This window comes from Microbacterium oxydans (genome assembly GCF_000956525.1).
GTDB lineage: Bacteria > Actinomycetota > Actinomycetes > Actinomycetales > Microbacteriaceae > Microbacterium > Microbacterium oxydans_A.
Window position 1 is genome coordinate 192,284 of the sequence record NZ_JYIW01000022.1, and the last position, 25,412, is coordinate 217,695.

Sequence of the window (25,412 nt, forward strand, 5' to 3'; positions counted from 1 at the left end):
GTCATGCCGACACCCGACCGCACCTCGCTCGATGCGATCATCGCCGCCGGCCGCGAGATCCTCGACGCCAACGGACCAGCGAGCGTCACGATGCAGGCCGTCGCCACGAAGGTGGGCGTGCGTGCGCCCTCGCTCTACAAGCGCGTTCGCGACCGCGATGCCCTGCTCACCGCGATCGCCGAGTCCGCGATCGACGAACTGACCGCTCGCCTCGATGCCACGGATGCCGACATCACCGAGATCGCCCGGGCGTACCGCGGCTTCGCGCAGCAGCATCCGGAGGCGTTCCGCCTCATGTTCAGCGCTGCCGCTCCGCACGACGCACTGCAGCGCTCAGCCGCACCGCTCATCCGCGCGGCCACCGCCGTCGTCGGCGAGGACGACGCCCTCGACGCCGCCCGTCTCTTCACCGCGTGGGCGACGGGGTTCCTGCAGATGGAGCTGTCCGGCGCCTTCCGGCTCGGCGGCGACGTCGACCGCGCATTCGACTACGGCCTGCGGCGGCTCATCGCAGGGCTCGCAGGCTGAGACGGCTTCGGCCCCGCCCACCGGAGTGAGCGGAGCCGAAGGCGTCAGCGGAGACGGATGCCGTCAGCGATCCGTCCGTTCGGGGCCGCCGTCGTGGTCGCTCCGCTCGGTCGCCGCATCCGGCCGTGTGGCCGTCAGCGTCGAGCCAGCGCCCGAACCCGACCGCTGCTCGGCCTCGAGGCGCTCCGCCTCTTCACCCGAGATCGCCTCGCCGCGGGCCACGAGACCCGCCTGGTCGGAGAGCGGGATCTGCTTCAGGAACAGCGAGAGCACGAGCGCCAGGCCGATGAACGGCACGAGGTACCAGAACACGGGGGCCAGCGCATCCGCATATGCCGTCACGATGCCGTCGCGCACCTCGTCGGGGAGGGCGTTGAGCGTGGCCGGGTCGATCGTCGCGGCCGACTGGGCTGCGTCATCGGCGGATGCTCCGGCGCCCGCGAACACCCCCACGAGGTTCTCGGTCAGACGCGTCGTGAAGAGCGTGCCGAACACCGCAGTGCCGAGCGATGCACCGACCTCGCGGAAGTAGTTGTTCGTGCTCGTCGCGGTGCCGATCTCGTTCGACGGGACCGCGTTCTGCACCACCAGCACGACGACCTGCATGATCAGGCCGAGGCCGGCGCCGAACACGAACAGGAAGACGCAGATCAACCAGATGGGCGTCTCGGCCGAGAGCGTGGTCATCGAGACCATCGCGATGCCGGTGAGGATCGTGCCGACGATCGGGTAGATCTTGTACTTCCCGGTCTTCGAGATCGCGATGCCCGAGAAGATCGACGTGCCGATCAGGCCCACCATCATCGGGATCATCAGCAGGCCGGACTCGGCGGCCGAGGTGCCCGACGACATCTGCAGGAAGGTGGGCACGAAGCCGATCGCAGCGAACATCCCGATGCCGAGCACGAGTCCGATCGCCGTCGCGTTGATGAAGATCGGGTTGCGGAACAGGCTCAGCGGGATGATCGGGTCCTGTACACGCGACTCGGTGATCACGAAGGCGGTGGCGGCGACGACCAGGCCGGCACCCCACGCCCAGGTGGCCATCGACGCCCAGCCGAACTCCTTGTCGCCACCGAAGTCGGTGAAGAAGATGAGGCAGGTCGTGGCGATCGAGAGGAAGATCACGCCGAAGATGTCGATCGGCTTCTGGGCCTTCTTGCTCGGCAGCTTCAGGGCGACGAGCGCGATGATGAACGCCGCGATGCCGACCGGGATGTTGATGTAGAACGCCCACTGCCAGGTCAGGTGGTCGACGAAGAATCCGCCGAGCAACGGGCCGGCGACGGCGGAGAGGCCGAAGACCGCACCGAGCGGACCCATGTACTTGCCGCGCTCGTTGGCCGGCACGATGTCGGCGATGATCGCCTGCGAGAGGATCATCAGACCGCCACCGCCGAGTCCCTGCAGGGCGCGGAAGACGACGAACATCCAGAAGTCGCCAGCGAAGGCGCAGCCGACCGAGGCGAGCGTGAAGAGCGCGATCGCGATGAGGAACAGGTTGCGACGCCCGAGCACATCACCGAACTTGCCGTAGATCGGCATGACGATCGTGGTCGCGAGCAGGTAGGCGGTGGTGATCCAGACCTGGTGGTCGACGCCGCCGAGCTCGCCGACGATGGTCGGCATGGCGGTCGAGACGATCGTCTGGTCGAGGCTGGAGAGCAGCATCCCGGCGATCAGGGCGCTGAAGATGATCCAGATGCGGCGCTTGGTGAGCAGGAACGGCGCATCCTTGGTTGCGGTGGCGGACATTCAGTCTTCTTTCGGGGCGGAGGTCGGCGCGGAGCGCTGAGGGGATCTCGGTGCGGATGCTGGAACGGATGAGGCGGCGGATGCTGCCGCGAAGGCTGCTCGCGCGACGTCGAGGCGCCGCACGATGAGGTCTTCGATGGACTCGGTGGAGTGGTGGTGGAGGAGCTGGTCGACGCACATGCGCACCAGGGCGCCTGTCACGTGCACGACGACCTCGGCGCGCAGCGCTTCGTCCTCCCCCTCGCGACGGACGATGAGCGCGACGTCTCGCCGCTCGGTCTCGGCCAGGCGATCGAAGGCGCCTCGGAGCAGCCGCGGTTCGTTCTCGATCACCGACATCAGCGCCGGAGCATCCGACAGCGGATCGATCAGGGCCCACCGGCGGAGCATGAGCGCGACGAAGTCGTCGAGCAGATCGCCCTCCATCGCCACGAACTCCTCATCGAGTTCGAGCAGGCGCGGATCGATCTCGGTGAAGCCGAAGACCGCGTTCTCCTTGCTCTCGAAATAGTTGAAGAAGGTGCGGCGCGAGATCCCGGCCTCGGCGCAGAGGTCTTCGACGGTGAAGCCCGAGAAGCCGTGCTCGATCGTCAGCCGTCGCGCGATATCGGTGAGTGAGCGGATCGTCTCGCGCTTGCGGATGTCCCGCAGTGAACCTGCACTGTCGTTCATAGAGTGCATTCTTGCACTCTATCGCCTGAAGTGCAATATATGCCCCTTCGTCCTCTGCTCGTGCGCGCGGCCGGAATACTGGCACACTGATGCGCAGGGAGGGGTTCCATTGAGCAGCAGCGCGCACGCCGAAGGGTCCGAGCACCCGAAGAAGGCCCGTCGACCGTGGCGACGCACGAAGATCGCCGTCGGAATCGTGGTCGCCATCGCGGCCGTGGTCGCGATCATCGGGTCGCTCACCCCATGGCCGTCGGCGATGCTGATCCGCGCCGTGTTCACGAAGGGCGGCGATGAGACCGCCGCCGAGATGGAGAAACACGTCCCCGACACCGAGCTCACCGAGCAGCTCGACGTCGCATACGGCGATGCGGGCGCCGACACCACGATGGACGTCTTCGCTCCGGCATCCGCCACCGGCCCGCTGCCGACCGTCGTCTGGATCCACGGCGGCGCCTGGATCTCGGGAGCGAAGGAGAACGTCGACCCGTACCTGCGCATCCTCGCCGCCGAGGGGTACACGACCATTGCCGTGAACTACACGATCGGACCGGAGGGCGTGTATCCGCTCGCCGTGCATCAGCTCAATGACGCACTCGCGTACATCGACGCGCACGCCGAGGAGCTGGGCGTCGACCCGAACCAGATCGTGCTCGCGGGAGACTCGGCCGGCGCGCAGTTGGCCAGCCAGATGGCGACGCTCATCACGAGCACCGACTACGCCGAGATCATGGACATCGCGCCCGCGATCACCGCCGATCAGCTCGTCGCCACCGTGCTGAATTGCGGCGTGTACGACCTCGCCGCCCTCGCCAGGCTCGACGGCATCGCCGGCTGGGGCTTCAAGTCGGCGATGTGGGCGTACTCGGGCACCAAGACCTGGGCCGAGGACTCGACCGGCGCCACGATGTCGACGGTCGACTGGATCACGAAGGACTTCCCGACGACGTACATCTCGGGTGGCAACGGCGACGGCCTCACCTGGTTGCAGTCGATCCCGATGGCGCAGCGCCTCGATGAACTCGGCGTCGACGTGACCACCCAGTTCTGGCCGGCGCCGCACGAGCCGCAGCTGCCGCACGAATACCAGTTCCACCTCGACCTGCCGGATGCGCAGACCGCGCTGCAGCAGACGATCGAGTTCCTGAACGCGCACACCACGCGCTGACGGCACCCGTTCAGTCGGTCTGCCTGGCGTACTCTGTGCTCGCGCGACGTGCAGGAAGATGTGCGACCTGCAGGGAGAATCGGGGCGGATACTCCTGCAACCCGCACTTCTCCCTGCACGTCGCGCGAGCCTGCAGAACCGTCGCACCCGCGCCTGGCAGGCTCGCTGCCGAGAGGGAGACGATGATGACGCAGCCACTGACGAATTCGAGCCTGGTCGAGCGACTCGCCGGGTTCCTGCCGCCCGACGGTCCAGGCGCCGCGAACGTGATCGTCGGCATCGACGGCGTGGATGGCGCAGGCAAGACGATTCTGGCTGAGCGACTCGTCGAGCAACTTCGCAAGACGCGGGCCGCCGTGCGGGTCTCCATTGACGGGTTTCACCACACTCGGGACCGGCGATATCAGCGAGGCCGTTCATCACCCGAGGGATTCTGGCTCGACTCGTACGACTACGTCGCCTTCCACCGAGAGTTGACTGAGCCGTTCCGCGCCGGATCAGGCACCTACCTCGCAGCAACCCATGATGTCGACACGGATGCCGTTCTGCGGGCACCTCGCCACGACGTTCCTCGTCAGGCCGTGCTCGTCGTCGACGGAATCTTCCTGCACCGACCCGAGCTTCGAGACATCTGGGATCTCACGGTGTACCTCGATGTGCCATTCCACGAGTCAGCGCGCCGGATGAGTCGACGCGACGGGTCGCCGCCGGACCCAGACTCCCCTGAGAATGCGCGGTATGTCGGCGGCCAGCGCATCTACCTCGACGAATGCCGCCCGCGCGACTCGGCAACCATCCTGGTGGACTACGCGGACGTCACCAGCCCCGTGATCATGCGCTGGGGGCATGCTGATCCCCGACCCGCCGAGACTGTCAGATCGCCCTGAGCCGGACGCCCCGCCTACTTCATCGTGTCGAGGATGCCGACGAGGTCTTCGAAGGTGGTGAGCGGGTTCAGGATGGCGAAGCGCGTGTTCGGACGGCCCTGGTGCGAGCTCGGCACCACGAAGGCGTGCTGCGTGTCGAGCAGTGCGGCCGACCAGCGATCGTAGTCGGCACGCTCCCAGCCGTCGCGCTCGAACACGACCACCGACAGCTGCGGGTCGCGCACGAGACGCAGCTCGGGGCGGCGGGCGATCTCGTCGGCGATACGCGCGGTCAGGGCGATCGTGGCGCTGACCGCATCGCGGTACGCAGTGACGCCGTACGTCGCGAGCGAGAACCACATCGGCAGGCCGCGCGGGCGCCGCGTGAGCTGGATCGAGTAGTCCGAGGGGCTGAACTCGTCGACGTCGGTGAGGATGTCGAGATACTCGGCATGCTGCGTGTGCGCGCGACGCCCGTTCTCGGGGTCGCGGTAGATCAGGGCGCAGCAGTCGAACGGAGCGAACAGCCACTTGTGCGGGTCGACGATGACCGAGTCGGCGCGTTCGACACCGGCGAAGATGTGCCTCGCCTCCGGCGCCAGCATGGCGGTCAGACCGTACGCGCCATCGATGTGCAGCCAGAAGTCGAACTCGTCCTTCAGCGCGGCGATGCCTGCGATGTCGTCGACGATCCCGAAGTTCGTCGAGCCGCCGGTCGCGACCACAGCGCAGATCTCGTCACCATGCTCGGCGAGCGCCGCGCGCACGGCATCCGCTCGCAGCACACCGTCGTCGCCCGCCGGCACGAGCAGCACGTCGGCATCCATCACCCGCGCTGCCGACTTGTTCGAGGAGTGCGCCTCGACACTGCAGACGATCTTCCACCGCCGCGGCAACTCCTTCCCGGCCTCGAGCAGTCGCGCCTTCGCGGCCTCACGGGCGGCGACCAGCGCCGAGAGGTTGCCGATCGTGCCGCCCTGCACGAACACACCGCCGGCGGTCTCCGGGAGCCCGAACTCGGCGGCGAGGAACGACAGCACCTCGTTCTCGGCATGCACGGCCCCGGCGCCCTCGAGCCAGCTGCCGCCGTAGAGACCGGATGCCGACACGACCAGGTCGAACGCGATCGCCGCCATGGTGGGCGCGGTCGGGATGAACGACAGGTAGAGCGGATGGCTCGTCGTCAGACAGGCCGGGGCGAGCACGTGCTCGAACAGACTGAGCGCCCGGTTCGCCCCGAGTCCGGCATCCGTGATGGTGGCGCCGATGAGCCGGTTCAGCTCCGCCTCGGTCTGCGGTTTGTCGAGCGGCACGTCGGCGGCCAGCATCCGTCGCCGCGAGTAGTCGAGCACGGCGTCGATGATCGCGGTCGACTCGGCAGAGGCCGCGTGCATGCGCACAGCATCCATGATGCGTTCCTTAGGTTCTCGGAGGGGTGAGTGAATCGTCTGCGTGGTCGAGCGCGACCGAGAGCGCGCGGCGCGCGAGGTCGGCGCGGTCGTGCGGGGCCCACTTCACGAGCGAGTGAGCGTTCATGCCGTCGACCATCGCGAGCAGCAGCCAGGCGGCGGTGTCGGTGCGGGATGCCGCGAGCTCCCCGGTGGCGACGGCCGCGGCGAGGCGCTGCTCGATCGCGCTCTGCCACAGGTCCATCTCGGTGCGCACGCGTGCTGCGAGCGTCTCGTTGCGCACGCCGAGCGCCCAGGCCTGCACCCACACGAGCGTGACGTCGTCGCGGTCGCCGTCGAGCAGTGTCTCGACCATGTGCAAGAGGTTGTCGCGCACGCCGAGGTCGGGGTCGAAGTCGGCCATCACCTCGACGCGCTCGGCGCCCACGATCTCGCCGAACACGTCGCCGAGGAATGCGTCCATCACCGGGCGGTAGTGCGCGATCAACGCCGGCGTCACGCCCACTCGCTGGGCGACCGCGCGGACCGTCAGGCTCTCCAGACCGCTCTCGCGGGCGAGGCCGATCGCCCCGTCGAGGATCGATCGGTCGCGCTGCTCTGGCGACATGCGCCGGGGGCTCGGGACTCTTGACGTCGTGTTCATCACGGGCTACCGTAGCACCTGTTGATCGCATGTTCAATAACCGGATCCGTTGCGAGGAGACCACGATGGCCTGGCGAATGCCCGCAGAGACAGCACGTCACGAGCGCACCTGGATGGCGTTCCCCGCCGAGGGCCAGACGCTGGGCGAGACCGACGCCGAGCGCGAAGAGGGCTACGCCACCTGGACGGCCGTGGCACACGCGGTCGCCGAGTTCGAGCCGGTCACGATGGTCGTCGATCCGAGCGAGGTCGCTCGCGCCAGGCGGATGCTGGGCGGCGGGATCGAGATCGTCGAAGCGCCGGTCGACGAGTTCTGGATGCGCGACTCCGGACCCACCTTCGTGGTCGACGACGAGCGACCGGGAGTGCTCGGCGCCGTCGACTGGATCTTCAACGGCTGGGGCGCGCCCGACTGGGCAGAGTGGCAGAAGGCCGCGGAGCATGCGCGCGTCGTGGCAGGCGCCGTCGGCGCCGAGCTCGTCAGCTCCGTGCTCGTGAACGAGGGCGGAGGCATCCACGTCGATGGCGAGGGCACCGTGCTCCTGACCGAGACCGTGCAGCTCGACCCTCGGCGCAATCCCTTCGCCGACCGACAGCGCGTCGAAGCCGAGATGGCGCGAACGATCGGCGCGACGAAAGCGGTGTGGCTCCCCCGCGGACTCACCCGCGACTACGACGATTTCGGCACGAACGGGCACGTCGACATCGTCGCGACCTTCACCTCGCCCGGCACACTGCTGCTGCACGAGCAGCAGGACCCGGAGCACCCCGACCACGCGGTCACGCGCGACCTTCGCGCGCATCTGGAACAGCAGACGGATGCCGCCGGCCGCCGCCTCGAGGTGCTCGCGCTGCCCGCCCCAGCGACGCTGCGCGATGCCGAGGGCTTCGTCGACTGGAGCTACGTCAACCACCTCGTCACAAACGACGGCGTCGTCGCGTGCGGCTTCGGCGAGGAGCGGGCGGATGCCGCGGCGCGCGAGATCCTCGCGGCCGCGTATCCCGGGCGCCGGGTGGTCACGGTCGACGCCCGTCCGCTCTTCGACCGCGGCGGCGGCATCCATTGCATCACGCAGCAGCAGCCGGCCGTCGCATGACCGCCTTCGAGGTCGCGGAGGCATCGATCGCCGAGCTGCGCAGCGCACTCGAGCGTGGCGAGACGACCGCGGTCGAGTTGGTCGCCGCGTATCGGGCGCGCATCGCAGCCTTCGACGCGCCGGACACCGCGACCGCGCTCAACGCAGTCGTCGTCGCGAATCCCGAGGCGGAGGCGGAGGCCGCTGCATCCGATGCCCGACGTGCCAACGGCGAGACACTCGGTGCCCTCGACGGCATCCCGTACACCGCGAAGGACAGCTACCTCGTGCGCGGGCTCACCGCCGCAGCCGGCAGCCCAGCGTTCGCCGACCTCGTCGCGCAGCGCGACGCGTTCACGATCGAGCGGCTGCGCGCGGGCGGAGCGATCTGCCTCGGGCTGACGAACATGCCGCCGATGGCGAACGGCGGCATGCAGCGCGGGGTCTACGGCCGCGCCGAGAGCCCGTACAACGGCGACTTCCTCACCGCGCCCTTCGCGTCCGGCTCCTCGAACGGCTCCGGCACCGCGACTGCGGCGAGTTTCGCTGCCTTCGGTCTCGGCGAGGAGACCTGGTCGAGCGGCCGGGGCCCCGCCACGAACAACGCGCTCTGCGCCTACACACCCTCCCGCGGCGTGATCTCGGTGCGGGGCAACTGGCCGCTCGTGCCGACGATGGACGTGGTCGTGCCGCACACCCGTTCCATGGCCGACCTGCTCGAGGTGCTCGACGTGATCGTCGCAGACGACGCCGAGACCCGCGGCGACTTCTGGCGCGCGCAGCCGTGGGTGTCGCTGCCGCGCTCCTCGTCAGTGCGGCCGGAGTCGTACCGGGCGCTGGCAGCGGATGCGTCCCTCGACGGCGCCCGCATCGGCATCCCCAGGATGTACATCAACGCCGATCCGGATGCCGGGGCCGCCCCGACCCCTGGGATCGGCGGCCCGACCGGGCAGCGGATCGAGACGCGAGCATCGATCATGGAACGCTGGGAGTCGGCACGACGCGACCTCGAAGCAGCCGGCGCGACCGTCGTGGAGGTCGACTTCCCTGTGGTCTCCAACTACGAGGGCGACCGCCCAGGCGCGCCGACGATCGCGAACCGAGGACTCGCGTCGCCCGAGTACCTGCACCGCGAGATCGTCGACCTGTCGGCATGGGCGTGGGAGGACTTCCTGCAGGCGAACGGCGACCCGGCCCTGTCGACGCTGGCCGAGGTCGACGGCCTCGCGATCTTCCCGCATCCGGACGGAGCACTCCCCGACCGCTACACCGGGTTCGATGACGACATCGCGGAGTACCCGGACTGGGTGCGCACGCATCCGGACGCCTCCTTCACCGAGATGCCCGAGCTGGCTGATGGGCTGCGCGGCCTGGAGGAGACCCGGCGACGAGACCTCGAGGAGTGGATGGACGGGCTCGGGCTCGACGCGGTCGTGTTCCCCGCGGTGGCCGACGTCGGCCCGGCCGACATGGACGTGCACGAGGCATCGGCTGACCTCGGCTGGCGGAACGGTGTGTGGATCGCGAACGGCAACCTCGCCGTGCGGCACCTCGGCATCCCGACCGTGACGGTCCCGATGGGGACGATGAGTGACATCGAGATGCCGATCGGGCTCACCTTCGCCGGGCGCGCATATGACGACACGGCGCTGCTCCGGCTCGCCGCCGCATTCGAGGCGGCCGGCGCCCCCGGCGAACGCCGCACTCCTCCCCCGCGCACCCCTCCGCTGGCATAGCCCCTGGGGCCCCTGAATCCCCCGGGTCCCCGAGCCTGTCGAAGGGACAACCAAGCCACCCCCACCATGGGTCCCTGAGCCCGTCGAAGGGACAACCAAGCCACCCCACCCATGGGTCTCTGAGCTTGTCGAAGGGCCAACCAAGCCACCCCCACGCCCTGGGTCCCTGAGCCTGTCGAAGGCCAATCCACCCCCACCCCTTGGGTCCCTGAGCCTGTCGAAGGGCCAGAGGTGTCACAGATGGCCGCATCCTTCCCAACGAGGCGACCATTCGCGGCACCTGCCTCTGCGGAGGTGTCACAGATGGCCGCATCACGGCTCCTGATGCGACCACATGCGACACCCCCGCACCCGATGCACCCCAAGCCCCGCCGCACCCCGCCGCGCAGGGTCAGCGTGTCAGTGCGTCCAGGTGTGCACGGGCTCGCCGGCCTGCATCCGCTCCAGGTAGTCCGCGAGCATGCCGTGTAGAGCCTCGGGTCGTGACGCGCCTGATCGCTCGCGGGCCGCCACGTTCTCCCGCTGCCAGACCGCGCCGTTGCGACCGGTGAGGCACCGCTGCTCGATGATGCCGAGATACCGATCGCGCACCTCAGGGTCGACGCCGTACGCATCCAGTCCCTCGGCGGCCGCGGGCAGCAGCCGCCGCAGCACGAGCTCTCTCGGGCTGATCCAGCCGACCTCCGGCCAGTACAGCCGAGAGTCGATGCCGCCGCGTGCAGCCGCGCGAAGGTTCTCGGCGGCTGCGTCGAACGTCATCTGGGTCCAGATCGGACGCTCCGCCTCGGCCATGCTGCGCACCAGCCCGTAGTAGAACGCGGCGTCCGCCACCACATCGACGACGCTCGGTCCCGCCGGCAGCACCCGGTTCTCGAGGCGCAGATGCGCGGTGCCATCCGAGACGTCGTAGATCGGACGGTTCCAGCGATAGAGGGTGCCGTTGTGCATGCGCAGCTCGGCGAGTTGCGGGGCGCGTCCTTCCTCGAGCGCCTCGAAGGGATCCTCGTCAGCGCACACGGGCAGCAGCGCAGGGAAGTAGCGCGAGTTCTCTTCGAACAGATCGAAGATCGACGTGACCCACCGCTCGCCGAACCAGACGCGAGGCCGCACACCCTGATTCTTCAGTTCCTGCGGACGGGTGTCGGTCGCCTGCTCGAACATCGGGATCCGCGTCTCGTGCCACAACGCCTTGCCGGCGAAGAACGGCGAGTTCGCTGCCAGTGCCACCTGCACACCGGCGATCGCCTGCGCCGCGTTCCAGTACGCGGCGAACGACTCCGGGGCGACCTGCAGGTGCAACTGCACGGAGGTGCAGGCGGCCTCGGGCAGGATCGTGTCGCAGACCATCGCGAGCTGCTCGTCCTGCTGATCGTCGCTCAGAGCGACCCCGTCGAGCTGCAGCTCGATGTCTTCGCCCCGCGCCGAGAGGATCTGCTGACCGAGCAGGCTGTATCGGGGATCGGCCGAGAACCAGCGCTCGGTGAAGTGCGTCTCGTCGAGCGTCGGGAGCATCCCGATCATGGCCAGGCCGCTGCCGGCCGACCGGGCCCGGCGATCGGCGACCTCGAGCGAGCCGCGCAGCACGGTCTCGAGCTCCTGAAGGTGCCTGCCTCCGATCGGTCGCGGCGCCACATTGATCTCGACGTTGAAACGCGCGAGTTCCGTCTGGAACGCCGGCGAAGCGATCGCATCGAGCACCGCATCGTTCCCTCGGGCCGGAGCACCATGCTCGTCGACCAGATTCAACTCGATCTCCAGACCGAGCTGCGAGTCCGGGGCGTCCACGGCTGCGAATCGACCATCAGCCAGCATGGCTGCCAGGGCGTCGAGGCACCGCTCGGCCTTGGCGCGGAACTGCGTGCGGTCCTGGCGCGTGAACGTCTGCGCCTCGATGCTGTCACCCATAGCCCGACGGTATCCACCCGACGCCACCTCGTCGAGGAAGGCTTCCCATATTTCACCATTGTGACGGTCGGCAGATTTGTTATATGTTCTATCTGCCCGTCACGACAGGAAGCGACCCATGAGCACCGAGAACGAGCGCGCACTCGAAGCCGGCATCGTCACCGATATGTCGGGGCGGATGAGCTACGGCTCGTACCTGTCCCTCGACCAGCTGCTCACGGCGCAGCATCCGGTCAGCGTCCCGGAGCACCACGACGAGCTGCTGTTCATCATCCAGCACCAGACCACCGAGTTGTGGCTCAAGCAGCTGTTGCACGAGCTGTCGTCGGCGCGCGAACTGCTCGCGAGCGACGACCTGCGCGAAGCGCTGAAGCGCGTGGCACGCGTGAAGAAGATCCAGGACGTGATGACGCAGCAGTGGGCGATCCTCGCGACGCTCACCCCCACCGAATACGCGCAGTTCCGCGGCTCGCTCGGCAGTTCGTCGGGGTTCCAATCCGTGCAGTACCGCGCGGTGGAATTCGCACTCGGGAACAAGAACGCGAAGATGCTCAGCGTCTTCAGCGACCACCCGGCGAACCTCGCGTTGCTCACCGCCGAGTGGGAGAAGCCGACCCTGTACGACGAGTTCCTGCGCTACGCCTCGCGCCGCGGACTCCCGATCCCGGCATCCGTCCTCGACCGCGACGTGCGCGAGCCCTACCGCGAGACGCCCGACCTGGTGCCGGCGATCCGCGAGATCTACCAGCACCACCAGGAGCACTGGGACCTCTACGAAGCCTGCGAAGACCTCGTCGACCTCGAGGACAACTTCCAGTTCTGGCGCTTCCGCCACCTGAAGACCGTCGCCCGCACGATCGGCATGAAAGTCGGCACCGGCGGATCCAGCGGCGTCGGCTTCCTGCAGCGCGCCCTCGATCTCACGTTCTTCCCCGAGCTCTACACGGTGCGGACGGAGATCGGCGGCTGATGCACGCCATCACGTTCTTCGACGGCGATGCCTGGCGCGAGGGCGCAGTCAACCTCGTCGATGGGCAGGTCCGCCTGCACGACCTCGCGCCGACGGCCGATCTGCCGCGCCTCGATGGCGTGATCACCGGCGGATTCGCCGACCACCACGTGCACCTGCAGCTCGTCGATCACACGTTGCTGACCGGTTCGGCGCTCGGGCGGGTGGTCGACCTGGGGGCGAACCCCGAGGAGGTCGCCCGCCTGTCGGTGCAGTATTCAGCAAGAACGCGATCGGACACGGCCTCGAAGGCCGATTCGGGCGGCGGCGACGGCGTTCTTGCTGAATTGCGAACGCCGGCCGCGGTCGACATCGCGTTCGCCGGGGCGTTCCTGACGCCGGTGGGCGGCTATCCGTCCGATCGGGAGTGGGCGCCCGATGGCTCGGTGCGGGAGATCGCGGATGCGGATGCCGCAGCGGCCGCCGTGACCGAGATGGCGGATGCCGGTGCGAGCCGCATCAAGATCGCGAGCAACGCGCACGCGGGGCCGGTGTTCGACGACGCACTCTTCCGCACCATCGTCGAGCTCGCCGCGGCACGCGGTCTGCCGGTGGTCGCCCACGCGGAGGGCCGCGGCGAGGCACAGCGCGCAGCGCGGCTCGGCGCTGCCCAGCTCGCCCATGCCCCGTTCACCGAACGGCTCGACGATGCGGAGATCGCCGCACAGGCGGCATCCGTCTCCTGGATCTCGACGCTCGCGATCCACAGCGGCGCCGACCTGACGATCGCCCTCGACAATGTGCGGCGCTTCCATGCCGCTGGCGGCATACTCCACTACGGCACCGACATGGGCAACGGCCCGACGCCGGTCGACCTGAACGCGAACGAGCTCACAGCCCTCCGCGACGCGGGTCTCGACCATGCAGCGCTGCTGCGCGCCCTCGCCCCGGTCGACCCGCTCGATCCGGCATCCGTCCTGCTGTTCTTCCCAGGCTCGACGCCCGAGACCGCCGATCCACTGCACGCCCGCCCCCTCATCGCCGACGACCTGAAGGTGTGACATGACCGATCTCCTCGACCGCGCCCGCGAACTTGACGCCGCCGACCCGCTGCACGCGCACCTGGATGCCTTCGTCGACGCGCCCGGCGTCAGCGCCTACCTCGACGGGAACTCGCTCGGGCGTCCGCTGCGAGACATCCCCGAGAAGATCGCGCAGTTCGTGCGCGAGGACTGGGGCACCAGGCTCATCCGTTCCTGGGACGAGCAGTGGATGGCACTGCCCATGGAGCTCGGCGACCGCATCGGCGCGCTCGCCCTCGGCGCCGCCCCCGGACAGACCGTCGTCGCCGACTCGACGAGCGTGCTCATCTACAAGCTGCTGCGCGCGGCCCTTCGACAGGCTCAGGGACCCAGTGGTGCGGCTCAGGGGAGCAGGGGGGCGGCCCTTCGACAGGCTCAGGGACCCAGTGGGGCGGCTCAGGGGACCAGTGGGACGGGTCAGGGGAGCAGGGGGGCGGCCCTTCGACAGGCTCAGGGACCCAGTGGGGCGGCTCAGGGACCCAGTGGCGCGGTTCAGGGGACCAGCGGGGCGGCTCAGGGGACCAGCGGTGAGACGCGGCGCGACGAGATCGTGATGGAGGCGGGCAACTTCCCGACCGACCGCTTCCTGGTCGCCGGAGTCGCCGCCGAGACCGGCATGACGGTCCGCTGGATCGAGCCCGATCCGGTGCACGGCGTCACGGTCGCCGACGTGCAGGCCGTGGTCTCCGATCGCACCGCCCTCGTCTCGCTGAGCCACGTCGACTACCGCTCCGGCGCCCTGGCCGACATGCCGGCGATCACGGATGCCGTGCACGCCGCCGGCGCGCTCATGATGTGGGACCTCTGCCACTCGGTCGGCGTCGTGCCGATGCAGCTGGACGCCTGGGGTGTCGACCTCGCCGTCGGGTGCACGTACAAATACCTGAACGGCGGTCCTGGCTCGCCCGCGTTCGCGTACCTCCGCCGTGGCCTGCAGGGAGTGCTCCAGCAGCCGATCCACGGGTGGTGGAGTGCGTCCGACATCTTCGCGATGGGGCCGGAGTACGTGCCGTCCGACGACATCCGACAGCTGCTGAGCGGCACGCCGCCGGTCACCTCGATGCTCGCGATGCAGGGCATGCTCGATCTGATCGAGGACGCGTCGATCGGTGCGGTGCGTGCCAAATCGATCGCGCTGACGGACTTCGCCGTGCAGGCGTACGACGAGGTGCTCGCCCCGCTCGGCGTGCGGCTGCTGAGTCCCCGAGACGCCGCGGTGCGCGGCGGTCACGTCACGATCGGGCACCCCGACTTCCGTGCCGTGGCCGCACGGCTGTGGGACGACGGCATCATCCCCGACTTCCGGTTCCCCGACGGCATCCGTCTCGGACTGTCGCCGCTGAGCACCTCATTCGCGGAGACCGCCGTCGGGGTGCTGGCGATCCGCGACGCGCTGCGGGCATGACGACCGATCCGCGCGGGGCGGATGCGGTGCTCGACGACATCGATGCCCGCCCCGGCAGCACGGCGTCGCTGCTGCGCACGGTGGTCGGGCTGTTCCTGCGTCCGCTCGGCGGCTGGATCTCGACCGCCGATCTGGTGACGCTGTCGGAGGATCTCGGCATCCCGACCGCGCAGGCCCGAACCGGGATCACGCGCCTGAAGCAGAAGGGGCTGCTGCTCGCCGAACGCGACGGCGTCGCCGGGTACCGACTCAACCCGGCGGCCGCACGGATGCTGGAACGCGGCGACCGTCGCATCTTCGAGATGCGCGAGATGCACGACGACGACCCGTGGTGCCTGGTGTCGTTCTCGATCCCGGAGAGCGCCCGCAGCGTTCGTCATCGGCTGCGCACACGACTGCAGTGGATCGGCGCCGGCATCGTGTCGCCGGCGCTCTGGATCTGCCCTGGGCACCTGCAGGACGAGGTCGCCCAGATCGTCGACGAGCTCGACGCCCGCGCCTGGGTCACGCTGTTCCAGGCCTCGACGCCGCAGACCGCGTTGCCGCTGGTCGACGCTGCGGCGACGTGGTGGGACCTCGATGCGCTGCGGGCCGAGCACCGGGCGTTCCAGGAGTCGCTCGCCACCCTGCCGGCCGAGCCCTTCGCCGCCTACGTGCAGCTGATCGACAGCTGGCGCGTGCTGCCGTACGTCGACCCGGGCCTGCCGCCCACGATGCTGCCTGCCGACTGGCCTGGACGACGAAGCTTCGACGAGTTCGCACGCCTGTCCGCCGCGCTCGAGGGTCCGGCGCTCGCGCACGTGCGGGCGGTGGCCGTCACTCCGCGCCGGGCCTGAGCGGCGCCGTGGTCGCGCGCACCACGAGGCGCGTCGGCAGCGTCACGTGCATCTCCTCGACCGGCCGCCCTTCGAGCAGCTCGAAGACCATCTCGGCCGCGACCGCACCGAGCCGGCGCATCGGCTGCTGGATCGTGGTCAGCGGCAGTGCCCGCCGCGATGCCTCCGGGACGTCGTCGAAGCCGATCACCGAGAGGTCGTCCGGCACCCGGAGACCGAGCTCATGCGCGACCTCGATCACCGCGATGGCCGACAGGTCGTTCGCAGCGAACACGGCGGTCGGGCGAGACGGACCGGCGAGCAGGATCCGCGCGGAATCCCTGGTGGTGCCGAGCTCGTAGCGTCCGGCACGGATCAGCTCCGGATCGACCGCGATGCCGGCATCCGCGAGTGCACGTCGATAGCCGGCGTCGCGCAGACCCGCCGAACGCAGATCGGGGCGACCGCCGAGGAAGCTGATCCGGCGGTGGCCGAGCTCGAGCAGATGCCGGGTGGCCGTCAGCGCCCCGCCGAAGCTGTCGGACTCGACGGTCGGCAGATCGGCGCGGCCGGTGTGCGGGTCGATCGCGACCACGGGGATGTCGGCCGATGTGCCGACGACCGTCGGGGTGACCATGATGGCGGCGTCGATCAGGGTGCCGGAGAGGCGGCTCAACGACCGCCGCTCCCAGCCCTCGCCCGCGCGATGCCGAGAGCCGCTGTAGGCGAGCAGGTCGAAGGCGGTGTCGTGCACGGTGGCGCCGACGCCCTTGAGGATCTCGGCGCTGAACGGCTCGAAATCGGCGAGCAGCACCCCGATCACACCGGTGCGACGGGCCCGCATGCTGCTCGCGACCAGGCTCGATTCGTACCCGAGACGCTGCACCACATCGAGGACGCGGGTGACCGTGGCATCCGCGATCCCGTACCGGCCGTTGACCGCCTTCGAGACCGTCGACACCGAGACGCCCGCGGCCTTCGCGACGTCGTGGATCGTGGTTCTCCCGCTCATGATTGCTCAGCGTAACCGCACGGAACCGGTGGATGGAAACTGTTTTCGAAAACGTTTGACGAGCTTCCGGATCGACAGCAGACTGCATCCCGAAGCGGCTCGCCCCAGCCGCGGCGCCCGCATCGACGCGGAGCGCACCGTCTCGATGAGGAGAACGATCACATGAACAGCACACGGCGTTCCTTTGCCTCCGTGGCCGCGATCGCGGCCGTCGGAGCTCTCGCACTCAGTGGGTGCACGGCCAGTACTCCGGATGAAGGCGGAGACTCGGCGATGACGCTCTGGCACAACTCGACCACCGGCCCTGGCGTGAAGTTCTGGGAGCAGACCGTCGCCGACTTCGAGAAGGCCAACCCCGGCGTCACGATCGACATCCAGTCGGTGCAGAACGAAGACCTCGACGGCAAGCTCCAGACGGCGCTGAACTCCGGCGACGCCCCCGACATCTTCCTGCAGCGCGGCGGCGGCAAGATGGCGGCGATGGTGAAGGCCGGCCAGCTGAAGGACATCACGGATTCGATCGCCGGTGGTGCCGCCGAGGAGATCTCGGATGCCGCGTACTCCGCGAGCAGCCTCGACGGGAAGATCTACGCGATGCCCGTCGCAGTGCTCCCCGGCGGTCTCTTCTACAGCCAGGACCTCTTCGACCAGGCCGGGATCACCGAGAACCCGACCACCATCGACGAGTTGGAGACGGCGACCGAGGCGCTCAAGACCGCCGGCATCGACCCGATCGCGCTCGGCGCGAAGGATGCGTGGCCGGCGGCCCACTGGTACTACTGGTTCGCGCTGCGCGAGTGCAGCTCCGACACCCTCGCCAAGGCGGCGGACGAGATGAGCTTCGACGACGACTGCTGGGTGCGCGCCGGCGAGGATCTGCAGGACTTCGCGGCCACCGAGCCGTTCAATGCCGGCTTCCTGACGACCACCGCCCAGCAGGGCGCAGCAAGCTCGGCCGGTCTCATCGCCAACCACCAGGCCGCGATGGAGCTCATGGGCGCGTGGGACCCGGGTGTGATCGGCTCGCTGACCCCCGAGAAGAAGCCGCTCGCCGACCTCTCCTGGTTCCCGTTCCCCGAGGTCGAGGGCGGCGAGGGCGAGCCGGGATCGATGATGGGCGGCGTCGACGGCTACTCCTGCTCGGTGGATGCACCTGCAGCCTGCGTCGACTTCCTGAACTACCTCGGCACCTCCGACGTGCAGACCGCCTACTACAAGGCGTTCAACGCCCCTCCGGTCAACACGGTCGCCCAGGAGGGCGTGACCGAGCCGTACCTGCAGGACATCCTCACGGCCTACAACGCAGCCCCCTACGCCACCCAATGGCTCGACACGGTCTACGGCCAGAACGTCGGCAACGCGCTGAACGTCGCCGTGGTCACGATGCTCGCCGGCCAGGGAACGCCGGAGGACCTCGTCAAGGCCGTCCAGGATGCCGCAGCCAAGGCATAAGGCGGCCGCCCGGCTGGAAGTGATCCTTCTGGCCGGGCCCGCCCTCCTCGTCTTCCTCGCCTTCGTCATCTTCCCCGTGCTGATGGCCGCGTACTACGGCTTCTTCAGCTGGCAGGGATACGGTCCGCCGACGGACTTCGTCGGACTGAAGAACTACCTCACGATCCTGCAGGACCCGCTGTTCCACGACGCGCTGGCGCACAACGGCGTCATCCTGGTGCTCTCCCTCGTGCTCCAGGGCCCCGCGGCGATCCTGCTCGCCCTGCTGCTGAACCGGCGGATGCGGGGGCAGTCACTGATCCGCGTCCTGATCTTCATCCCCTACGTGATCTCCGAGGTCGTCGTCGGCACCGGGTGGAGCCTGATGCTGCAGACCAGCGGCGCCTTCAACGATCTGCTGCAGAACATCGGACTCGGCTTCCTGGCGAACGACTGGCTCTCCGACCCAGGCATCGCCATCTGGACCCTGATGGCGATCATCACCTGGAAGTACGTCGGGTTCGCCGTGATCCTCTTCCTCGCAGGGCTCCAGGGCATCCCGGAAGAGCTGCACGAAGCGGCGGCGATCGACGGAGCCTCATACTGGCAGATCCAGTGGCGCATCACCCTGCCGCTGCTCGCACCGACCGTGCGCATCTGGGCGTTCCTGTCGATCATCGGCTCGCTGCAGCTGTTCGATCTCGTCTACATCATCTGGGGGCAGTACATCGCCTCGACAGCCGGCACCTCCACGATGGCGACCTACATGGTCTCGGAGGGCCGCAATGCCGGCAACTTCGGCTACGGCAACGCGGTCGCAGTCGTGCTGTTCCTGATCTCGCTCGTGGTCGCCCTGATCTATCAGCGCGCGGTGCTGAAGCGCGACACCGATGGAGCCATCACCGGCACCCCTGCACGGAAGAAGAGGATCACGCGATGACCGCCACCTCGTTGCTCGTCACGCAGCGGCCGGGTCGACCGGCCAAGGCGCGACTGCCCTGGGCCAACCCGACCGTGTACTTCGTCGCCCTGATCGTCGTCGGACTCATGCTCGCGCCGATCGCGTACATCATCATCGGCGGGTTCCGCACGAACTCGCAGATCACGACCGACCCCTCAGGGTTGCCGCAGCCGTGGGTGATCTCGAACTACCTCGACGTGATCACCGGCGGCATCTTCTGGCGGCAGGTGCTGAACTCCACGATCGTCGCCCTCGCCACCACGATCGGTGTGGTCGCACTCGGGCTGATGGCGGCATACGTGCTCGCCCGCTACCGATTCGCGGGACGCGGAGTGCTCTACGCCTTCTTCGCCGCAGGCCTGATGTTCCCGCTGACGGTCGCGATCACGCCGCTGTACATCGTGGTCCGCAGCCTCGGGCTCATGAACTCGCTCGGCGGCGTCATCCTCCCTCAGATCGCGTTCGCCCTGCCGACGACGATCATCATCCTGGTCCCGTTCCTGCGGGCCATCCCCGACGAGATCCAGGAAGCGGCCTTCATCGACGGATGCAGCCGGATCGGCTTCTTCTGGCGGATGGTGCTCCCGCTGTCGCTGCCAGGGGTGATCACGACCGGCATCCTGGCGTTCATCGGCAGTTGGAACGGTTACCTGCTCCCCCTGTTCGTGCTCAACGACGCCTCGGCGTTCACGCTTCCGCTCGGGGTGCAGTCGTTCGCCTCGCAGTATTCGGTCGACACCGCGAAGGTCCTGGCGTTCACGTCGCTCTCGATGATCCCAGCACTGATCTTCTTCAGCCTCTTCGAGCGTCGCATCGTCGGCGGACTCACCGGCGCGGTCAAGGGCTGACCATGTCCGTCGCATCCCCACAGAAAGAGACCACCGTGTCGCAGTCCCCGTCCCGCACCCGCTTCTCACCCCGCGTCGAGGCGCTCCTGGCGCAGATGACGCTCGAGGAGAAGCAGTCGCAGCTCGTCGGGTTCTGGGTCGATCAGGGCGACGAGGTGGTCGCGCCGATGTCCGGCGAGAAGCAGACGTCGACCCGGTACGACCAGGCGAGCGCCCACGGGATCGGGCACCTCACCCGGGTGTACGGCACGCGGCCCGTCGACCCCGTCGAGCGGGCGCGATGGCTGTGGGCGGAGCAGGCCCGCCTGCAACGCGAGACGCGTCTCGGCATCCCGGCGATCGTGCACGAGGAGTGCCTGACCGGGCTGGCGGCGTGGCAGGCAGCCACCTTCCCCACCCCGCTCGCGTGGGGCGCATCGTTCGACCCTGAGCTCGTGCACGAGATGGGCGTCGCGATCGGCTCCTCGATGCGCGCACTCGGCATCCACCAGGGCCTGGCGCCGGTGCTCGACGTGATCCGCGACCCGCGCTGGGGGCGCGTCGACGAGTGCATCGCCGAAGACCCCCTGGTGGTCGGGACGCTCGGCACGGCCTACGTCCGCGGCATGCAGTCGCAGGGCGTCCACGCCACCCTGAAGCACTTCGTCGGGTACTCGGCGTCACGAGCAGGGCGCAATCACGCACCGGTGCATGCGGGACGACGCGAGATCGAAGACATCCTGCTCCCGCCCTTCGAGATGGCGGTGCGTGAGGGCGGCGCCCGTAGCGTGATGAACTCGTACACCGACATCGACGGCGTGCCCGTCGGGGCCGATCCGCACTACCTCGACGAGGTGCTCCGCCAGCGCTGGGGATTCGACGGCGTGGTGGTCTCGGACTACTTCGCGGTCGACTTCCTGCGCACCATGCACCGTGTCGCCGCCGACTCCGCACAGGCCGCGACGCTGGCGATCAGCGCCGGGATCGACGTCGAGCTGCCCTCCCCCGACGCGTACACGACGCTCGCCGGCCTCGTGCGCGACGGGGTGGTGTCCGCAGACATCCTCGACCGAGCCGTCGGGCGCGTGCTGACCGAGAAAGACGACCTGGGGCTGCTGGACGCCGACTTCTCCAGCCCGCCGGAGTCGATCGACCTCGATCCCGATGGACACCGTGCGATCGCCCGCCGTCTCGCCGAGGAATCGATCGTGCTCCTGAGCAACGACGGCGGTGTGCTCCCGCTCGACCCCGCAGGGGCGCAGCGCATCGCGGTGATCGGCCCGAACGCGCACAGCTCGGAAGCCCTGATGGGCTGCTACTCGTTCGTGAACCACGTGCTCGCGCATCACCCGGAGGTTCCGGCGGCCATCGAACTCCCGACGGTGCTCGACGGGCTTCGCAGGGAGCTTCCCGCTGCAACCTTCACGCACAGCGTCGGCTGCGATGCGGAGGGCGACGACCGTCATGGATTCCCGGCTGCGGTCGCGGATGCCGCTGCGGCCGACCTGGCCATCGTCGTGGTCGGCGATCGTGCAGGCCTCTTCGGGCGAGGCACAGTCGGCGAAGGGAACGACGTCGACACCCTCGACCTGCCAGGTGTGCAGCGCGAACTCGTCGAGGCCGTGATCGCCACCGGCACACCCGTCGTCCTGGTCGCGATCACCGGGCGACCGTACGCCCTCGACTGGGCGTTGCCGGAGCGTGCGACCCCGGGCGGCGCGACCGCCGGCATCGGGTCCGTGAACTCGCCGGCGGCGGTATCCGTGCCGCGACCGGCCGAGCGTTCACTCCCTGCGGCAGTGCTGCAGTCGTTCTTCCCCGGCGAGGAGGGCGGCCCCGCCATCGCCGCGGTGCTGACCGGTCTGGCCGCTCCGTCCGGACGGCTGCCCGTCTCGCTGCCGAGATCCGCCGGCGCGCAGCCGTACTCGTATCTGCATCCGATCCTCGGCGGACGCACCGACGTGACCAGTGTCGACCCGACTCCCGTGCGGCCGTTCGGCTTCGGGCTCGGCTACACCTCGTTCGCGCACGCCGACCTGGAGGCGGACCCCTCCGTCGAGGCCGGCGCGACGTTCCGGGTCTCGGTCGTCGTGCGGAACACCGGCGCTCGCGAAGGGACAGACGTCGTGCAGCTCTACGCCAACGACGAGGTCGCGAGCGTTGCGCGACCGGTCGCCCAGCTGATCGGGTTCCGTCGCGTGGCGCTCGCGCCTGGTGCTGAGCAGCGAGTCGAGTTCGACATTCCGTCGGACTGCCTGGCGTTCACCGGAATCGACGGCGTTCGTCGCGTGGAGCCGGGGCGGATCCGGCTGTGGGTCGGCGAGGCGTGCGACCACGAGGAGACCGTGACGACGATCGAGATCGTGCCGTCGGTCTGACCCGGCCGGGGTGCCGGGGGTCGGGCGTTCACAATTCAGCAAGAGTGCGCCGCGAAGCGACCGATCCGGAGCGTTTCGGCCCGTTGTCGGACGTTCTTGCTGAATTGTGGACGTGCGGTGGCGGGTGCAGGCCCGTGTGGGGGCCCGCACCCGCAGGCGTCAGGCGTCAGGCGTCAGGCGTCGAGACCGTCGATGAACGCCCTGACGTGCTCGCCGAGACGCAGGATGCGCAGGTCGCGCGCGAGCTCGCGGTCGAAGCCCTCGTACGCGAGCGGCGGGAGCCGGCGCACATTCGTGGAGCAGTCGAAGTTCGCGCACACGAGGGTGCCGACGGTGTCGCCCTTTCGTCCGGCCGGGCCGGTCTTGCGGGCGGTGAACAGCTGCACGTCGTTGCGGAGCGTGACGTCATCGCACCACGAGCACTGGGCACGTGTCGCGAAACGCTGCTCGGCCTGCTGCAGCAGCACGCCAGCGAAACCGTCATCGACCTCGACGACCACATAGGCGCGACGTGGCGACTTCGGATCGGACCAACCGAGGTAGTCGAGCTTCCCGAAGTCGATGTCGCCGAAGCCGGCAGGGAGGTTCATGTCGGAGACCTCTTTGCGGGAGGCATTGCGGAAGGATGCGCGGATGGCGCGCTCGTCGATGGGACGCATGATGAAGAGTGCTTTCTTGGGTGCTCGCCGCGACGGCGAGTCGATGAGGGAAGGAGAGTCGGCGCCCGAGCGGGTCACCGGATGTGACGGAACCCCGGAGACGGCATCCGCCTCCGGCTGGTCGTCAGCCTCTGCCACCGACGCAGAACGCGCCGGTGCCTCCGCTCTGCGCCCCACGGGCGCTCCTCGATTTCAGCACCCGGCGAGTGTACACCCGGTGCACCTCCTGGGTCGCTGGACCGTCCTGGGTCGCTGCACCCACCTGGGTCGCTGAGCCCACCTGGGTCGCTGAGCCTGTCGAAGCGCATCCCAACCCTTCGACAGGCTCAGGGACCCAACGGAGACCGTGCACCCTGGGTCGCTGAGCCTGTCGAAGCGTCCCGCCCACGCGCCTTCGACAATTCGGGCAGGTCATGACCGCGCTCCTCGATCAACGCGATCTTCTTCGCCCGGCTCCAGCCCTGCAGCTGCTTCTCACGGAAGAACGCGGCATCCACCGTGTCGAAGCGCTCGGCGCACACGAGAACGACCGGGCGCCGCTTGCGGGTGAAGTTCGCTGCGAAGGCGTCGTCGTGATTGTGCTGCCACACGCGGGAGTCGAGCTCACCGTTCGTGCTGCCCGTGTAGAAGGAGCCGTCACTGCATCGGAGAATGTACGTCCACGCCATCAGCCATGGTCCCTCGAGATCGAGGTGTGAGACGGGGGTGTGGACAACTCGCAGAGGGCAGGGCCCTTCGACGGGCTCAGGGACCCACGGGGCAGGGCCCTTCGACAGGCTCAGGGACCCACGGGGCCGGGCCCTTCGACAAGCTCAGGGACCCACGGGGCCGGGCCCTTCGACAGGCTCAGGGACCCAGGGGGCAGGGCTCAGGGAGCGGGGGTCAGCCGCGGGCGAGGCGCCGCCAGGCGAGCTCGGCGAGCACCGTCGCCTGTAGCCCGAGCACGCCGTCGTCGAAGATCGCGTCGTCGGAGTGCAGCGGCTTCGGGCCATCGGCGGATGCTGCGCCGAGGAAGATCATCGCCCCCGGCACCTCGTCGAGCACATAGGAGAAGTCCTCGGACGCCATGTACGGAGCCTCGCGGCGGACGACCCGCTCGGCACCGACGATCTCGTCCAGCACCGCGAGCACCTCACGCGTCTCGGCCGGATCATTCACCGTGACCGGGTACGCAGCGATGAAGTCGGTGTCGAGCGTGCATCCGTTCGCCTCTGCGATGCCCGTCAGCATCTCAGGAAGCTCGGTGCTCACCACCTCGAGCGTCGCGGCGGAGAGCGTGCGGATGTTCGCCTCCATGCTCACGGATGCCGCAAGGATATTGCCGGCCTCGGCGTCGCTCGACAGCGTCGTGACCGAGATCACGGCCTGATCCGTGGCCGGCAGCCGCCGCGCTGCGAACGTCTGCATCGCCAGGATCAGCTGCGCAGCCACCGGCACCGGATCGATCGCCAGATGCGGGAAGGCGGCGTGCCCGCCTGTGCCGCGAACGACGAGTTCGAGCGCGTTGGCACTCGCCATCATCGCTCCCTCGCGCGTGACGAGCTGCCCTGACGGCACGGCGCTGTCGACATGGATCGCGTACGCCGCGACAGGGCGCTCGCCCGCGGCATCCAGCACGCCCTCCGCGAGCATCGGCTCAGCCCCGCCCGGCCCTTCCTCGGCCGGCTGGAACATGAAGATCACGCTGCCGGGGAGGTCGTCGCGCTGCGCAGCGAGCAGTCGGGCAGCACCGACGAGCCCGGCCATGTGCAGGTCGTGACCGCAGGCGTGCATCGCTCCGGAGACAGCGGCGAAATCGAGACCGGATGCCTCGGTGACCGGCAGCCCGTCCATGTCGCCGCGCAGCAGCACGACCGGTCCCGGCCGACCCCCGCGCAGCACAGCCGTGATCGAGGACAACGACTCCCCCACCGAGACCTCGAGCCCGAGGTCGGCGAGTTCGCGCAGCAGGATCCGCTGCGTCTCCGGCAGGTAGAGTCCGACCTCGACGGCCCCGTGCAACTCGCGCCGCAGGGTGATCAGGCCGTCGAGAAGCTCGGCGGCATGGGCGTCGAAGCGGGTCATGCGGTGATCCTTCGCGTGGGGATGGGGCCCTTCGACAAGCTCAGGGACCCAGGACGGTCTCTTATACCACATCT

22 protein-coding genes are annotated in these 25,412 nt (G+C 68.9%); 13 read left to right on the top strand and 9 right to left on the bottom strand.

The features are described from left to right. The first annotated feature begins 3 nt into the window (after positions 1-3). On the top strand, positions 4-528 hold the full coding sequence (locus RS83_RS07325; RefSeq protein ID WP_045278851.1) for a TetR/AcrR family transcriptional regulator: 525 nt from the start codon (positions 4-6) through the stop codon (positions 526-528). Positions 529-591: 63 nt separating this feature from the next. On the opposite strand, the gene RS83_RS07330 is transcribed toward RS83_RS07325, so the two are convergent. Both RS83_RS07330 and RS83_RS07335 read right to left on the bottom strand, forming a co-directional pair. Then, entirely contained in the window at positions 592-2,283 is a 1,692-nt protein-coding gene (locus tag RS83_RS07330; protein ID WP_045278852.1) for an MDR family MFS transporter, read from the bottom strand. Continuing rightward, positions 2,284-2,955, bottom strand: coding sequence for a TetR/AcrR family transcriptional regulator (locus RS83_RS07335; protein ID WP_082071566.1), 672 nt, complete (start codon positions 2,953-2,955; stop codon positions 2,284-2,286). Positions 2,956-3,064: 109 nt separating this feature from the next. On the opposite strand from RS83_RS07335, the gene RS83_RS07340 reads away from it, so the two are divergent. Both RS83_RS07340 and RS83_RS07345 read left to right on the top strand, forming a co-directional pair. After that, positions 3,065-4,120, top strand: coding sequence for an alpha/beta hydrolase (locus tag RS83_RS07340; RefSeq protein ID WP_045278853.1), 1,056 nt, complete (start codon positions 3,065-3,067; stop codon positions 4,118-4,120). Between the two features lie 185 nt (positions 4,121-4,305). Beyond that, a complete protein-coding gene (locus RS83_RS07345; RefSeq protein ID WP_045278897.1) occupies positions 4,306-5,007 on the top strand; it encodes a hypothetical protein in 702 nt (233 codons plus the stop codon). A 14-nt stretch (positions 5,008-5,021) separates the two neighbouring features. Here the strand turns inward: RS83_RS07345 and RS83_RS07350 are convergent, their stop codons facing one another. Together RS83_RS07350 and RS83_RS07355 are read right to left on the bottom strand one after the other, a co-directional pair. Next, entirely contained in the window at positions 5,022-6,395 is a 1,374-nt protein-coding gene (locus tag RS83_RS07350; protein WP_045278854.1) for a pyridoxal phosphate-dependent decarboxylase family protein, read from the bottom strand. A 10-nt stretch (positions 6,396-6,405) separates the two neighbouring features. Then, complete coding sequence (locus RS83_RS07355) at positions 6,406-7,038, bottom strand: TetR/AcrR family transcriptional regulator (RefSeq protein WP_045278855.1); 633 nt, start codon at positions 7,036-7,038, stop codon at positions 6,406-6,408. A 65-nt stretch (positions 7,039-7,103) separates the two neighbouring features. On the opposite strand from RS83_RS07355, the gene RS83_RS07360 reads away from it, so the two are divergent. After that, positions 7,104-8,135: an agmatine deiminase family protein gene (locus RS83_RS07360; RefSeq protein ID WP_045278856.1), complete on the top strand. Its 1,032-nt coding sequence runs from the start codon at positions 7,104-7,106 to the stop codon at positions 8,133-8,135. Continuing rightward, positions 8,132-9,850, top strand: coding sequence for an amidase (locus RS83_RS07365; RefSeq protein ID WP_045278898.1), 1,719 nt, complete (start codon positions 8,132-8,134; stop codon positions 9,848-9,850). The genes RS83_RS07360 and RS83_RS07365 overlap by 4 nt, the downstream gene beginning before the upstream one ends. Before the next feature lie 399 nt (positions 9,851-10,249). On the opposite strand, the gene RS83_RS07370 is transcribed toward RS83_RS07365, so the two are convergent. Continuing rightward, complete coding sequence (locus RS83_RS07370; RefSeq protein ID WP_045278857.1) at positions 10,250-11,755, bottom strand: glutamate-cysteine ligase family protein; 1,506 nt, start codon at positions 11,753-11,755, stop codon at positions 10,250-10,252. A gap of 118 nt (positions 11,756-11,873) precedes the next feature. On the opposite strand from RS83_RS07370, the gene RS83_RS07375 reads away from it, so the two are divergent. From RS83_RS07375 to RS83_RS07390, 4 genes are read left to right on the top strand one after another with little or no spacing between them, the layout of a single operon-like run. Continuing rightward, positions 11,874-12,725 (top strand): tryptophan 2,3-dioxygenase, encoded by an 852-nt coding sequence (locus tag RS83_RS07375; protein ID WP_045278858.1) that lies wholly within the window; start codon positions 11,874-11,876, stop codon positions 12,723-12,725. Continuing rightward, positions 12,725-13,765: an amidohydrolase family protein gene (locus RS83_RS07380; protein WP_052678944.1), complete on the top strand. Its 1,041-nt coding sequence runs from the start codon at positions 12,725-12,727 to the stop codon at positions 13,763-13,765. Before RS83_RS07375 ends, RS83_RS07380 begins: the two co-directional genes overlap by 1 nt. Position 13,766: 1 nt before the next feature. Further along, positions 13,767-15,191 carry a kynureninase gene (locus RS83_RS07385; RefSeq protein WP_045278859.1) on the top strand — a complete coding sequence of 475 codons (1,425 nt, stop codon included), beginning with the start codon at positions 13,767-13,769 and terminating at the stop codon, positions 15,189-15,191. Beyond that, on the top strand, positions 15,188-16,027 hold the full coding sequence (locus tag RS83_RS07390) for a PaaX family transcriptional regulator C-terminal domain-containing protein (RefSeq protein WP_045278860.1): 840 nt from the start codon (positions 15,188-15,190) through the stop codon (positions 16,025-16,027). Before RS83_RS07385 ends, RS83_RS07390 begins: the two co-directional genes overlap by 4 nt. On the opposite strand, the gene RS83_RS07395 is transcribed toward RS83_RS07390, so the two are convergent. Then, positions 16,008-17,018: a LacI family DNA-binding transcriptional regulator gene (locus RS83_RS07395; protein WP_045278861.1), complete on the bottom strand. Its 1,011-nt coding sequence runs from the start codon at positions 17,016-17,018 to the stop codon at positions 16,008-16,010. The two genes, RS83_RS07390 and RS83_RS07395, sit on opposite strands and share 20 nt — an antisense overlap. A gap of 162 nt (positions 17,019-17,180) precedes the next feature. Here RS83_RS07395 and RS83_RS07400 point away from each other — a divergent pair, with 162 nt between their 5' ends. Genes RS83_RS07400 through RS83_RS07415 form a run of 4 tightly spaced genes read left to right on the top strand, consistent with a single transcriptional unit; the run spans position 17,181 to position 22,615 of the window. Next, positions 17,181-18,470, top strand: a complete 1,290-nt coding sequence (locus RS83_RS07400; protein WP_045278862.1) for an extracellular solute-binding protein — start codon at positions 17,181-17,183, stop codon at positions 18,468-18,470. Beyond that, positions 18,451-19,389, top strand: a complete 939-nt coding sequence (locus RS83_RS07405; RefSeq protein WP_045278863.1) for a carbohydrate ABC transporter permease — start codon at positions 18,451-18,453, stop codon at positions 19,387-19,389. The genes RS83_RS07400 and RS83_RS07405 overlap by 20 nt, the downstream gene beginning before the upstream one ends. Beyond that, positions 19,386-20,258 carry a carbohydrate ABC transporter permease gene (locus RS83_RS07410; RefSeq protein ID WP_045278864.1) on the top strand — a complete coding sequence of 291 codons (873 nt, stop codon included), beginning with the start codon at positions 19,386-19,388 and terminating at the stop codon, positions 20,256-20,258. The genes RS83_RS07405 and RS83_RS07410 overlap by 4 nt, the downstream gene beginning before the upstream one ends. Before the next feature lie 2 nt (positions 20,259-20,260). Next, entirely contained in the window at positions 20,261-22,615 is a 2,355-nt protein-coding gene (locus tag RS83_RS07415) for a beta-glucosidase family protein (protein ID WP_082071567.1), read from the top strand. A 173-nt stretch (positions 22,616-22,788) separates the two neighbouring features. Here the strand turns inward: RS83_RS07415 and RS83_RS07420 are convergent, their stop codons facing one another. The 3 genes from RS83_RS07420 to RS83_RS07430 all read right to left on the bottom strand — a co-directional run bounded on the left by RS83_RS07420 (position 22,789) and on the right by RS83_RS07430 (position 25,338). Further along, positions 22,789-23,451, bottom strand: a complete 663-nt coding sequence (locus RS83_RS07420; RefSeq protein WP_231587739.1) for an FBP domain-containing protein — start codon at positions 23,449-23,451, stop codon at positions 22,789-22,791. Between the two features lie 149 nt (positions 23,452-23,600). Further along, the gene (locus tag RS83_RS07425; protein ID WP_045278865.1) at positions 23,601-23,942 is read right to left on the bottom strand and encodes a GIY-YIG nuclease family protein; all 342 of its coding nucleotides are present in this window, start codon (positions 23,940-23,942) and stop codon (positions 23,601-23,603) included. Positions 23,943-24,156: 214 nt separating this feature from the next. Then, positions 24,157-25,338: a M20 metallopeptidase family protein gene (locus RS83_RS07430; protein ID WP_045278866.1), complete on the bottom strand. Its 1,182-nt coding sequence runs from the start codon at positions 25,336-25,338 to the stop codon at positions 24,157-24,159. Positions 25,339-25,412 lie beyond the last annotated feature (74 nt).